The sequence below is a fragment of the Nocardioides sp. Z35_8 genome, from assembly GCF_059621125.1.
In genome coordinates this window covers 54,107-65,900 of the sequence record NZ_JCAQIE010000002.1, presented here as the reverse complement: position 1 = coordinate 65,900, position 11,794 = coordinate 54,107, and the positions used below count along the sequence as shown (strand labels likewise).

At 73.3% G+C, this 11,794-nt stretch carries 12 protein-coding genes and 1 pseudogene; 10 read left to right on the top strand and 3 right to left on the bottom strand.

Annotated elements, in window-relative coordinates; translation table 11 throughout:
• Positions 1–19: 19 nt before the first annotated feature.
• The 5 genes and pseudogenes from AC54T2_RS12105 to AC54T2_RS12085 form a co-directional block, all read left to right on the top strand.
• On the top strand, positions 20–1,630 hold the full coding sequence (locus AC54T2_RS12105) for a sensor histidine kinase (RefSeq protein ID WP_496666298.1): 1,611 nt from the start codon (positions 20–22) through the stop codon (positions 1,628–1,630).
• Entirely contained in the window at positions 1,627–2,349 is a 723-nt protein-coding gene (locus AC54T2_RS12100; protein ID WP_496666297.1) for a response regulator, read from the top strand. The genes AC54T2_RS12105 and AC54T2_RS12100 overlap by 4 nt, the downstream gene beginning before the upstream one ends.
• Positions 2,350–2,423: 74 nt before the next feature.
• Positions 2,424–3,932: an AlkA N-terminal domain-containing protein gene (locus AC54T2_RS12095; RefSeq protein ID WP_496666296.1), complete on the top strand. Its 1,509-nt coding sequence runs from the start codon at positions 2,424–2,426 to the stop codon at positions 3,930–3,932.
• A 1-nt stretch (position 3,933) separates the two neighbouring features.
• Positions 3,934–4,416, top strand: a complete 483-nt coding sequence (locus AC54T2_RS12090; RefSeq protein WP_186340893.1) for a methylated-DNA--[protein]-cysteine S-methyltransferase — start codon at positions 3,934–3,936, stop codon at positions 4,414–4,416.
• Between the two features lie 44 nt (positions 4,417–4,460).
• Positions 4,461–4,709, top strand: a pseudogene (locus AC54T2_RS12085) (alpha/beta fold hydrolase); the annotation flags it as partial.
• A gap of 57 nt (positions 4,710–4,766) precedes the next feature.
• Here AC54T2_RS12085 and AC54T2_RS12080 read toward each other — a convergent pair.
• Together AC54T2_RS12080 and AC54T2_RS12075 are read right to left on the bottom strand one after the other, a co-directional pair.
• Positions 4,767–5,351, bottom strand: a complete 585-nt coding sequence (locus AC54T2_RS12080; protein ID WP_496666295.1) for a TIGR03086 family metal-binding protein — start codon at positions 5,349–5,351, stop codon at positions 4,767–4,769.
• A 96-nt stretch (positions 5,352–5,447) separates the two neighbouring features.
• Positions 5,448–6,170, bottom strand: coding sequence for an IclR family transcriptional regulator (locus tag AC54T2_RS12075; protein ID WP_186340895.1), 723 nt, complete (start codon positions 6,168–6,170; stop codon positions 5,448–5,450).
• Positions 6,171–6,248: 78 nt separating this feature from the next.
• Between AC54T2_RS12075 and leuC the strand changes: the two genes are divergently transcribed.
• From leuC to AC54T2_RS12060, 3 genes are all read left to right on the top strand, one after another.
• Entirely contained in the window at positions 6,249–7,673 is a 1,425-nt protein-coding gene (leuC, locus tag AC54T2_RS12070; protein WP_496666294.1) for a 3-isopropylmalate dehydratase large subunit, read from the top strand.
• A 3-nt stretch (positions 7,674–7,676) separates the two neighbouring features.
• A complete protein-coding gene (gene leuD / locus AC54T2_RS12065) occupies positions 7,677–8,276 on the top strand; it encodes a 3-isopropylmalate dehydratase small subunit (protein ID WP_186340897.1) in 600 nt (199 codons plus the stop codon).
• 114 nt (positions 8,277–8,390) lie between these two features.
• Complete coding sequence (locus AC54T2_RS12060; RefSeq protein ID WP_489974750.1) at positions 8,391–9,065, top strand: HU family DNA-binding protein; 675 nt, start codon at positions 8,391–8,393, stop codon at positions 9,063–9,065.
• 35 nt (positions 9,066–9,100) lie between these two features.
• Here AC54T2_RS12060 and cofC read toward each other — a convergent pair whose 3' ends face one another.
• Positions 9,101–9,763, bottom strand: a complete 663-nt coding sequence (gene cofC / locus AC54T2_RS12055) for a 2-phospho-L-lactate guanylyltransferase (protein ID WP_496666293.1) — start codon at positions 9,761–9,763, stop codon at positions 9,101–9,103.
• A gap of 131 nt (positions 9,764–9,894) precedes the next feature.
• Here cofC and AC54T2_RS12050 point away from each other — a divergent pair, with 131 nt between their 5' ends.
• Together AC54T2_RS12050 and AC54T2_RS12045 are read left to right on the top strand one after the other, a co-directional pair.
• A complete protein-coding gene (locus tag AC54T2_RS12050; RefSeq protein ID WP_496666292.1) occupies positions 9,895–10,686 on the top strand; it encodes a lysophospholipid acyltransferase family protein in 792 nt (263 codons plus the stop codon).
• The gene (locus tag AC54T2_RS12045) at positions 10,683–11,684 is read left to right on the top strand and encodes an NAD(P)H-dependent glycerol-3-phosphate dehydrogenase (RefSeq protein WP_496666291.1); all 1,002 of its coding nucleotides are present in this window, start codon (positions 10,683–10,685) and stop codon (positions 11,682–11,684) included. Before AC54T2_RS12050 ends, AC54T2_RS12045 begins: the two co-directional genes overlap by 4 nt.
• The last annotated feature ends 110 nt before the right edge of the window (positions 11,685–11,794 follow it).

Genomic DNA, 11,794 nt, shown 5'->3' with positions numbered 1-11,794 from the left:
GCAATGGAGGTTGTGGAACTTGTGGTCGCGCTCGCGCTGGCGGCCGGCGACGCTCGCCGGCCAGGTCCTGGTGCTCCAGCTGACGGTGCTGCTCGTCGTGGTCGCCGTGGCGAGCGTGGTGTCGGTGCAGCAGAGCGACGCCGACTTCCGCGACACCCGCGGCGCCCGGATGCGGGCCGCCGCCGAGTCGATGGCCAACATCGCGGCGGTGCGTGACCCGTTCGTGCAGGGCCTGGTCGAACGCCGTCGGGCGTCGCTGACGTCGTACACCCAGCGGGTGCGCAACAACTACCAGGCCGGGGGCGTCTACCTCGCCGACCCGGACGGGGTCGTGCTCGTCAGCAGCGACTTCGCCGGCCGGGGCCGGCAGGTCGACCTCGGCGGCAGCACCGTCCAGCAGCTGCGGACGTGGACCGGCGACGTCGACGACTTCGGCGATCGGGCCATCGCGGCGCAGGTGCCGATCATCGACGACCGGGGTGCCCTCGTCGGGATCTCGATGGTGGCGCAGTCCTACCCGTCCCTGGCCGAACGGGCACGCGGCGTGCTGCCCGACCTGCTCGCCGTCGCCGGTCTCGGGCTCGGCCTGGGCGTCGCCGGCTCGTTCCTGCTCTCCCGGCTGGTGCGCCGCCGCACGCGCGGGCTCGAGCCGGCGGCGATCGCCGCGCTCGCCGACCAGCGCGAGGCCCTGCTCCACTCGATCCGCGAGGGCGTCGTCGCGGTCGGGGAGGACGGCACCATCACCGTGGTGAGTGACAGCGCCCGCGAGCTCATCGGGCTCGAGGGCGATGTGCAGGGGCGCGCCGTCGACGACCTCGACCTCGACCCCGCCGTCCGCGACCTGCTCGCCGACGGCGCCGCGATCCGCGACCACGTGGTCGTGCTGGGCGAGCGCGTGCTGGTCGTCAACCGCAACCCGGTCGTGGAGGGCGGCAGGCGGGTCGCGTCGGTGACCACGCTCCGCGACCGCACCGAGCTGCTCGCCCTGCAGAGCGAGCTCAGCGCGCGGGAGTCGATCACCAACACGCTGCGCGCCCAGACCCACGAGTTCCACAACCAGCTGCACACGATCTCCGGGCTGGTGCAGCTCGGCGAGTACGACGAGGTGTCACGGCTCGTGGGGACCCTCAGCCGGCGGCGCCGCGAGATCTCCGACGCCGTGCTCGCGCACGTGGCCGACCCCGCCGTCGCCGCCCTGCTGATCGCCAAGACCAGCCTGGCGGCCGAGCGCGGGGTCGACCTGCGCGTGTCGGCGACCAGCAGCCTGCCCCGCCTCGACCCCGAGACGTCCACCGACGTGGGCACTGTCGTGGGCAACCTCGTCGACAACGCCGTCGACGCCTCGGTGTCGGTCGGCGGCACGGCGGTCGAGGTCGACCTGCGCCTCGTCGGCGACGTCGTGCACCTGGCCGTGACCGACACCGGGCCCGGCGTGCCCCCGGACGAGGTGGGCAGGATCTTCCGCCGCGGCTGGAGCTCGAAGGCACCCACCACCGAGGGACGGGGGGTCGGGCTGGCGCTGGTGCAGGTCGTCTGCGAACGTCGGGGCGGCGCGGTCGCGGTCCGCGCCGGGGTCGACGGCACCGGCGCGGTCTTCGAGGTGCGGCTGCCGGGAGCGGAGGTCGGATGAGCACGCGCACGCACCGTCCGCCGAGCGACACGACGCACGACGTCACGGTGCTGGTCGTCGACGACGACTTCATGGTCGCGCGCATCCACACCCAGTTCGTCGAGCGCACGGAGGGCTTCACGGTCGTCGGGGTCGCCAGCAGCGGGCAGGCGGCGCTCGACCAGGTGGCACGTCTGCGCCCCGACCTGGTGCTGCTCGACGTGCACCTGCCCGACATGACCGGCATCGAGGTGCTGCGACGGCTCCGGGCGGGCGGCGACGACGTCGGCGTGCTGGTGGTCACGGCGGCCCGGGAGGCCGACACGGTGCGCGCCGCCGCGTCCGGCGGGGCGGTCCACTACCTGGTGAAGCCGTTCGACTACGACGACCTGCGGGTGCGGCTCGAGTCGTTCCGCGCCGCGCTGCTGGCGCTCGCGGGCTCGGGAGCGCCCGCCCAGGACGACATCGACGCGGTGTTCGGCGCGGCCGCCGTCGGCGCGTCCCCCGGCCCGGGGAGGCTGCCCAAGGGCCTGAGCCCGGAGACGGCCGAGGTCGTGGCGGAGGCGCTCCGCGACACTGACGAGCTCTCCGCGGGGGAGTGCGCCGAGCGGGTCGGCATCTCCCGGGTCTCCGCCCGGCGCTACCTCGAGCACTTCGTGGCCCGAGGTCGGGCGGAGGTGCGGCTGCAGTACGGCGGGGCGGGGCGACCGGAGCGCCGCTACCGCTCGGTGGGCTCCTGAGACACGCCTGCGCGTCCCACCCCCGTGTCCGTTTCCCGCTGGTGGGGGGACGGCTCGGGGGTCAGGATGGAGCCATGACACCGACCGGGCACCTCGACGCCGAGGCCTGCTACCGCGCGGTCCGCAGCAGGGATCGCCGCTTCGACGGGGTCTTCTACACCGCAGTGCGCACCACCGGGATCTACTGTCGTCCGTCGTGCCCGGCGCGCACGCCCGCCGAGGGCAACGTCACCTTCCACCCCACGGCCGCCAGCGCGCATGCGGCAGGCTACCGCGCCTGCAAGCGCTGCCTGCCCGACGCGACGCCCGGCAGCCCCGAGTGGGACGTCGCGGCCGACGTCGCCGGCCGGGCGATGCGCCTGATCGCCGACGGCCTCGTCGACCGCGAGGGCGTCGACGGGCTGGCGCGCCGCGTCGGCTACACCCCGCGCCACCTCGGCCGGCTGCTGACCCAGGAGCTCGGCGCCGGGCCGCTGGCACTGGCGCGGGCCCGACGGGCCCAGAGCGCACGGGTGCTCATCGAGACGACCGACCTTCCGCTGACCGACGTGGCCTTCGCGGCCGGGTTCGCCAGCGTGCGGCAGTTCAACGAGACGCTGCGTGAGATCTACGCCGCCTCGCCCAGCCAGCTGCGCGGCCGCCGCCACCACCGTGCCCCGAGCGCCGGCGCGGTGACCATGCGCCTGCCCGTCCGCACTCCCTTCGCCGGGCAGCGCCTGCTCGACTTCCTGGCCCACCACGTGGTGCCGGGCGTCGAGGTCGCCGGACCCGGCTGCTACGCGCGCACCCTCGACCTGCCGCACGGCAGTGGCACGGTGCGGCTCGAGCTGGCCGACCTCCCGGCGGGCGGCACCGGCTTCGTCACCGCCGAGTTCCGGCTCGAGGACCTGCGCGACACCGCCGCCGCGAGCGAGCGCGTGCGCCGCCTGCTCGACGCCGACTGCGACCCGCGCGCCGTCGACGCCCACCTCGGCGCCGACCTCGTCCTGGGCCGCCTCGTGCGCGCCACCCCGGGCCTGCGCGTCCCGGGTCAGGTCGACGGCGACGAGACCGCGATCCGCACCGTCATCGGGCAGCAGGTCAGCGTCGCCGGCGCTCGCACGGTCGCGGGCCGCCTCGTCCGGGCCCACGGGCGTCGCATCGAGACGGAGGCGCCGGGCCTGACCCACCTCTTCCCCGACGCCGCGACCCTCGCGACGGCCGACCCCGCGACGCTGCCGATGCCGCGCGCGCGGGGCCGAGCGCTCGTCGGGCTCGCCGCCGCGCTCGCCGAGGGACGCGTCGTGCTCGACCGCGGTCCCGACCGCGACGACGTACGACGGGCGCTGCTCGAGCTGCCCGGCATCGGGCCGTGGACCGCCGACTACGTGGCGATGCGCGCCCTCGGGCACCCCGACGTCTTCCTCGCCACCGACCTCGCGGTGCGCCGGCTGCTGGCCGACCTGGGCGGCGATCCGGATCCCGAGAGCTGGAGACCCTGGCGCTCGTACGCCCTGATGCACCTCTGGAACACCCTCATGCCCGCCACCGCACCCACCGCTGCACCCATCGCCGCACCCGCCGCCCCACCCGAGGAGACCTGACATGTGGACCGTGATGCCCTCGCCCGTGGGCGACCTGCGCGTCGTCGAGCGCGACGGGTCGATCGTGGCGATCGAGTTCTCGCCGTTCCGCCAGCCGGCCGACGGCCGGCCGCTGGGCGCGCGCTCCGACGAGCACCCGGTGCTCGCCGAGGCCGTGCGGCAGCTGACGGCCTACTTCGACCGCGAGCTCACCGACTTCGACCTCCCGCTCGCCCCGGTCGGCACCGACTTCCAGCGGCGCGTGTGGTCGCAGCTCGAGCTGATCGGCTACGGCCGCACCGCGTCGTACGGCGAGATCGCCGGCCGGCTCGGGATGACCAACGCCGCTTCGCGTGCCGTCGGACTCGCCAACGGCCGCAACCCGATCCCCATCGTGGTGCCGTGCCACCGGGTCATCGGCGCCAACGGCACCCTGACCGGCTACGCCGGAGGCCTGCTCCGCAAGCAGCAGCTGCTCGAGCTCGAGCAGGACGCGCTGTTCTGACGGGCGGTCTCCGGGCCACCGCGCCGAGGCGGGTCGCGCGGACCATGACGTCCAGCTGGGCCCAGGCCCTGGCGGGGATCGTGGCCGAGGGCGGAGACGTGAGCCTGTCGCGGGCGTCGCTCATCACGTGGCCGACGCTGTTGATCGCCGGGGCACACGACCCGGTCTGCCCACCGGACCTGGTGCGGCAGATGGCCGACGCCATCACCCACGGCGCCTACCGCGAGGCAGCGGGAGCCGGCCACGACGTCCACGTGTCACACGCCGCCTGGCTGTCGGCGACCGTCGTCGACTGGCTCAGCGAGCACGAGGGCGCCCGTCCACGACTCCCGGGAAACCCCTGCCCCTGCTCAGGCCGGAGCCCACTCCGGGTCGCGACCCGAGGCGGCCAGGACGCGCTCGAACGGCGCCGCGTCGGCGCCCACGGTCACGGCGGGGCCGAACATGCCCGGTGTGCCGTCGGTGTCGAAGCCGTCCACGAACTCCGCGAGCGCCCCGGCCGTCGCGTCGTCGCAGTCGAAGCCCTGGCCGGTGGCGCGGGCGAGGTCCCAGCCGTGCAGGACGATCTCGTCGAGGGCGACGAGGCCGGCCACCTGGCCGGGCAGGTCGACACCACCCGCGCGGGTCATCCCCTCCCATGCAGCCGGGTCGCGCCAGGCGGCGGCGAGCGCCGGAAGCTGGTGGGCGAGCGCCTCGCGCCAGCCGGGCTCGGCGTCCGGCCACCCCGCCTCGTCGGGACTGGTGTCGGTGAGCGGGCCGACCTCCTTGTCGGCGGCCGCGCGGAAGGCGAGCGTCAGCCCCACGAGGTGCTGGAGGAGCTGCCCGACGGTCCTGCCCTCGCAGGGAGTCGGCGCGGACAGCTGGTCGTCGGTGACGTCCACGACGACGTCGGCGAGCTGCTCGGCAGCGGGGGCGAGGTCCACGAGCTCGGTCATGCGTCCACCCTGCCCGAGGGTCGGCGGTGCTGAGAAGCCCTCGGGGCTACTCCAGGGGGGCTGCTCCGGGGGCTACTCCGGGGGCTACTCCGGGGGCTACTCGGCGGCGGCGCGGCGCAACGACTCCGAGAGCCGGTCGGCCGCGGCGAGGACGGCGGGCGCGTGCATCCGCCCGGGCTGGCGCGAGAGGCGCTCGAGGGGACCGGAGACCGAGACCGCGGCGATCACCTTGCCGCCGGGGGAGCGGACCGGGGCCGACACCGAGGCGACGCCCTGCTCGCGCTCGCCCACCGACTGCGACCACCCGCGCCGGCGGATCCCCGACAGCGCAGTGGCGGAGAACGCGGCGTTCTGCAGGCCGCGGTGCATGCGCTCGGGGTCCTCCCAGGCGAGCAGGATCTGCGCGGCCGAGCCGGCGTTCATGGTCAGCTGCGAACCGACCGGGATGGTGTCGCGGAGTCCGGAGGGGCGCTCGGCAGCGGCCACGCACACGCGGTGCTCGCCCTGGCGGCGCCACAGCTGCGCGGACTCGCCGGTGATGTCGCGCAGCCGGGCCAGGACCGGGCCTGCGGAGGCGAGCAGGCGGTCCTCGCCGGCGGCGGCGGAGAGCTCGGCGAGCCGCGGGCCGAGCACGAACCGGCCCTGCATGTCGCGCGCGACGAGGCGGTGGTGCTCCAGGGCCACCGCGAGGCGGTGCGCAGTCGGGCGGGCCAGCCCGGTGCCGGCGACCAGGCCGGCGAGGGTGGCCGGTCCGGCCTCCAGCGCTGCGAGCACGAGCGCCGCCTTGTCGAGAACGCCGACGCCAGATCCGTTGTCCATATGCCGATATTGTCATCTCAGGGAGTGGGATGCAAGATGTAGCGTCGTTCCACCGCACGCAAAGAAGGAGATCGAGTCATGGGCAAGACCCTGTCCGAGAAGGTCTGGGACGAGCACGTCGTCCGGAGCGCCCCCGGGGAGCCCGACCTCCTCTACATCGACCTCCACCTGCTCCACGAGGTGACCTCGCCGCAGGCGTTCGACGGGCTCCGACTGGCCAATCGCCCGGTGCGCCGTCCCGACCTCACCCTCGCGACCGAGGACCACAACGTCCCCACCCTCGACTGGGACAAGCCGATCGCCGACCCGGTGAGCCGCACCCAGGTCGAGGCGCTGCGCAAGAACGCCGCCGACTTCGGCGTGCGGCTCCACCCGCTCGGCGACGTCGAGCAGGGCATCGTCCACGTCGTCGGCCCCCAGCTGGGCCTGACCCAGCCGGGCATGACGATCGTGTGCGGCGACTCGCACACCTCCACTCACGGGGCCTTCGGCGCCATCGCCTTCGGCATCGGCACCTCCGAGGTCGAGCACGTCCTCGCCACGCAGACCCTCACCCAGGCGCGTCCGAAGACCATGGCGGTCACCGTCAACGGCAGCCTGCCCGAGGGGGTCACCGCCAAGGACCTCGTGCTGACCCTGATCACGCACACCGGCACCGGCGGCGGCCAGGGCTACATCGTGGAGTACCGCGGCCAGGCCATCGAGGAGCTCTCGATGGAGGGCCGCATGACGGTGTGCAACATGTCGATCGAGTGGGGGGCCAAGGCCGGCCTCATCGCTCCCGACCAGACCACCTTCGACTACATCGAGGGCAAGCCGGAGGCGCCCCAGGGCGCCGACTGGGACGCCGCCGTCGCGCACTGGAAGACGCTGCGCACCGACGACGACGCCGTCTTCGACAAGGAGATCGTGCTCGACGCGTCCACGATGACGCCGTTCGTCACGTGGGGCACCAACCCCGGCCAGGGTGCGCCCCTGGGCGCGAGCGTCCCGAGCCCCGACGACTTCGACGAGCCCAACGACAAGATCGCGACCGAGAAGGCCCTGCAGTACATGGGCCTCGAGGCCGGCACTCCGCTGCGCGAGGTCAAGGTCGACACGGTGTTCGTGGGCTCCTGCACCAACGGTCGCATCGAGGACCTGCGGCTCGCCGCCTCGATCCTCGACGGCCGCCGGGTCGCCGACGACACCCGCATGCTGGTGGTGCCCGGGTCGGTGCGCGTACGCCTCCAGGCCGAGGCCGAGGGCCTCGACCGGGTCTTCGTCGCCGCGGGCGCCGAGTGGCGTGGCGCCGGCTGCTCGATGTGCCTGGGGATGAACCCCGACCAGCTCGCCCCCGGCGAGCGGAGCGCGTCGACGTCCAACCGCAACTTCGAGGGCCGCCAGGGCAAGGGCGGTCGTACGCACCTCGTCTCGGTGCCCGTCGCCGCGGCCACCGCCGTGCGCGGCACCCTCTCCTCGCCCGCCGACCTGGCTCCCGTCGCCGACCTGCAGGAGGTCTGACCCATGGACAAGTTCACCACCCACACCGGCGTCGGCGTGCCGCTCAAGCGCAGCAACGTCGACACCGACCAGATCATCCCGGCCGTCTACCTCAAGCGCGTCACGCGCACCGGCTTCGAGGACGGACTCTTCGCGGCGTGGCGCAACGATCCCGACTTCGTGCTCAACGACCCCACCTACGCCACGGGGTCGGTGCTCGTCGCCGGTCCCGACTTCGGCACCGGGAGCTCGCGCGAGCACGCCGTCTGGGCGCTGCAGAACTACGGCTTCAAGGTCGTCATCTCCTCGCGCTTCGCCGACATCTTCCGCGGCAACTCCGGCAAGGCCGGGCTGGTCGCGGCGCAGGTCGACGAGAAGGTCGTGCAGCGGCTGTGGGACTGGCTCGACGACAACCCCGGCGGCGAGATCACCGTCGACCTGGAGAGCCGCACCATCCGCGCGGGCGTCGGCGAGGACGCCGTCGAGGACTCCTTCGACATCGACGACTACACGCGCTGGCGGCTGCTCGAGGGCCTCGACGACATCGGCATCACGCTGTCGCACGACGCCGAGATCACCGCCTTCGAGGCGGGGCGACCGAGCTGGAAGCCCGTCACGGCCTGAAAAACCCCTGCAAACAAGGGCGATGGTGATTGTCCTCACCCTCCCATGTCCCTAGCGTGCTAGAGAGGGTCGAGCACGAGCTCGGCGTCCGAGGTTCATTGGGAAGGGAAGCTAGTGAACAAGTCAGAGCTCATCGACGCGCTCGCCGCGCGTTACGAGGGGAACCGCAAGCAGGCGGCCCACGCACTGGAGTCAGTGCTCGACACCATCACCCGCGAGGTCGCGAAGGGGGAGAAGGTCGCGATCACGGGCTTCGGCTCCTTCGAGAAGGCCGTCCGCAACGCGCGCTGGGTCCGCAACCCGCAGACCGGCGAGCGGATGAAGTCGAAGAAGAAGTCCGTGCCGAAGTTCTCCGCCGGCAAGGAGCTCAAGGACGTCATCTCGGGGTCGAAGAAGCTTCCGAGGCTGACGGCCGCGACGATGCCCAAGCCGCCCGGTGTCCGGGCCGCCGCGTCAGCCGTCACGGGAGCTGCCACCAAGAAGTCGGCACCGGCCAAGACCACGACCTCGAAGTCCACCGCGGCCAAGAAGTCCAGCACCGCCAAGTCCACGGCGTCCAAGACCACGACCGCCAAGAAGTCGACCGCCAAGAAGGCCGGCAGCTCCACCGCCAAGACCGCGTCCAAGACCGCGTCCAAGACCACCGCCTCCAAGGCGCCTGCGAAGAAGACGGCCACGAAGTCGACCGCGAGCAAGTCCACCAGCTCCTCGACGGCCAAGAAGGCACCGGCCAAGAAGACCACCACCAAGAAGACCACGGCCAAGAAGAGCACCGCGAAGAAGTCCTGACGCCGCAGCCCTGCTGCCGCGCCGACACGGGCGGGTCACCCCGAGCGGGTGGCCCGCCCGTCGCATGCCCGCGTCGTGTGCGGGCCGACGCCGGCCAGCAGCACGGTCTCCAGGTCGTCCGCGTCGTCGACGTCGGTGCGCACGCTGGTCGCGCGGGAGCCGACCTCCACCGCGCCGGCCTGCTCGTGCCGTGACGCGGACGAGGGCCCGAACGCCGGGTCGAACCGCCCGGCAGCGGCGGCGTACAACGTGGTGCCCGCACCGGAGCGGTCGCGCACGAAGGCGCTGCGGCCGGCCGCGACCTGCTCGCGCACCTCGGCGAGCACCCCCGCGAGCTCCACGGGCCGAAGTCCCGGCAGGTCGGCGCACAGGGCCACCGGAACGGCGCCCGGCCAGCGGCGCGTCACCTCCGCCGCGGCCTGCACGAGGGTGGCGTTGAGGTCGTCGCTCACGCCGTCGGGGATCACCGCGCACCCGAGGGTGCGCACGGCGGCGGCGAGGCGGTGGTCGTCGGTCACGACGAGGACCGCGTCCACGCCCGGCGTCGCGGCGGCGGCCTGCACGGTGTCGAGCGCGAACGCCTCGGCGAGGGCACGGCGTCCGTCGTCGCCGAGCCCGGTCAGCCGGGACTTGCCGTGGGCGGGCGGCTTGACGGGCACGACGACCACGTAGCGGTCGGTGGGGGCGACGACGGACACCCGGAGATCCTGCCACCCGGGTCCAGCGTGCCGGTGTGGTCCCTGCGCCGCGCCGACCGGATAGCCTGCTCGCGACACACAGGAGCATCCGGGCCGGGCCCGCGAGCACAGCAGGATCGGGAGGGGCGACGGTGCGCGTCAGGAAGCTGGAGCGGAAGCGTGGCTGGGCGATGACCGTCGCCGCGTCGATCCTCAAGCCGACCCTGCTCACCGCCACCTCGCGGACCTGGATCGACGGCGAGAAGATCCCGGCCACGGGCGGTTGCATCGTGGCGATCAACCACCTCTCGCACGTCGACCCGCTGCTCTCGGCGCACTTCGTCTACGACCACGGCCGGCTGCCGCGCTACCTCGCGAAGTCCGGGCTGTTCACCAACAAGTACCTCGGCGCCTTCCTCACCGCTGCCGGCCAGATCCCCGTCGAGCGGCTCAGCCGCAACGCGATCGGCGCCTACGACGCCGCGGTGCAGGCGATCAACGACGGCGAGTGCCTCATCGTCTACCCCGAGGGCACGCTGACCCGCGACCCCGACCTGTGGCCGATGAAGGGCAAGACCGGGGCGGCGCGGATCGCGCTGGCGACCGGCTGTCCCGTGATCCCGGTCGGGCAGTGGGGTGCCCAGGACGTGCTCCCGCCCTACACCAAGCGGCCGCACCTCGTGCCGCGCAAGACCATCGTGATGAAGGCCGGCGACCCCGTCCCGCTCGACGACCTCCTCACGCGGCCGCAGTCGGCGGAGACCATCGCCGCCGCGACCGAGCGCATCATGGCCGCGATCACCGCCCTCGTCGCCGACATCCGTGGCGAGGACGCCCCGGAGCAGCGCTTCGACCCGCGCGCCAGCGGCGTACGCGAGATCGGCAACCCCCGCGACGAGGCACCCGTCCGGGGCCACCGCACGAACAGGAAGCGCACCCGATGACGAAGATCGCAGTGTTCGGTGCCGGGTCGTGGGGCACCGCCTTCTCGCTCGTGCTGGCCGACGCCGGCAACGACGTGTCCCTCTGGGCGCGGCGCGAGGAGGTCGTGGAGGCGATCAACGATCGCCGCGAGAACACCGACTACCTGCCGGGCGTCGAGCTGGCGCCGTCGATCACGGCGTCGACCGACCCCGAGAAGGTCGCCGCCCACGCCGACGTCGTCGTGCTGGCCGTGCCGTCACAGAGCCTCCGCGAGAACCTCACGGAGTGGGCCCCGGTCCTGCCGGAGCAGGCCACCCTGGTCTCGCTGATGAAGGGCGTCGAGCTCGGCTCCCTGATGCGGATGAGCGAGGTCATCCAGGAGGTCACCGACGGGCCGGGCGACCGGATCGCGGTCATCAGCGGCCCCAACCTGGCGCGCGAGATCGCCCGCCGCGAGCCCGCCGCCTCGGTCGTCGCCTGCGTCGACGAGGACCGGGCCAAGCACCTCCAGGCCCTCACCCACGGCCCGTCGTGGCGTCCCTACACCTCGGTCGACGTCCTCGGGTGCGAGATCGGCGGCGCCTACAAGAACGTCGTGGGTCTCGCCGTCGGGATGGCGGTCGGCCTGGGCTTCGGCGACAACACGACCGCGTCGGTGATCACCCGCGGTCTCGCCGAGACCGCCCGCCTCGCCACGGCCCAGGGCGCCAACCCGCTGACCCTCATGGGGCTCGCCGGCCTCGGCGACCTGGTCGCCACGTGTTCCTCGCCGCTCTCGCGCAACCGCACCTTCGGCGAGCGCCTCGGCCAGGGCATGACGACCGCCGACATCTACGCCACGACGCGTCAGGTCGCCGAGGGTGCCAAGTCCTGCAAGTCGCTGCTCGAGCTGGCTCGGCGCACCGGCGTGGACGCCCCGATCGCCGAGGCCGTCGACGCCGTCGTCGACGGCAAGATGACCGCGCTCGACATGATGAACTCGTTCATCGCCCGCGACACCAAGCCCGAGCTGCACTGAGACGCCCGGTTCTGACCGAGGTACGAGGTCGGGACGTGGGAGCGGGCAGATCGAGCAAGCGACGCGACTGAGGAGCGAAGTCGCACGAGCGCCTCGAGATCCGGTCAGCC

What these genes read in the sequence shown, in the direction of transcription:
- AC54T2_RS12095 (WP_496666296.1), top strand. Translation starts at nt 2,424, where the DNA reads ATGACACCGACCGGGCACCTCGACGCCGAGGCCTGCTACCGCGCGGTC.
- leuD (WP_186340897.1), top strand. Translation starts at nt 7,677, where the DNA reads ATGGACAAGTTCACCACCCACACCGGCGTCGGCGTGCCGCTCAAGCGC.
- AC54T2_RS12080 (WP_496666295.1), bottom strand. Translation starts at nt 5,351, where the DNA reads ATGACCGAGCTCGTGGACCTCGCCCCCGCTGCCGAGCAGCTCGCCGAC.
- AC54T2_RS12075 (WP_186340895.1), bottom strand. Translation starts at nt 6,170, where the DNA reads ATGGACAACGGATCTGGCGTCGGCGTTCTCGACAAGGCGGCGCTCGTG.
- AC54T2_RS12100 (WP_496666297.1), top strand. Translation starts at nt 1,627, where the DNA reads ATGAGCACGCGCACGCACCGTCCGCCGAGCGACACGACGCACGACGTC.
- AC54T2_RS12090 (WP_186340893.1), top strand. Translation starts at nt 3,934, where the DNA reads ATGTGGACCGTGATGCCCTCGCCCGTGGGCGACCTGCGCGTCGTCGAG.
- AC54T2_RS12045 (WP_496666291.1), top strand. Translation starts at nt 10,683, where the DNA reads ATGACGAAGATCGCAGTGTTCGGTGCCGGGTCGTGGGGCACCGCCTTC.
- leuC (WP_496666294.1), top strand. Translation starts at nt 6,249, where the DNA reads ATGGGCAAGACCCTGTCCGAGAAGGTCTGGGACGAGCACGTCGTCCGG.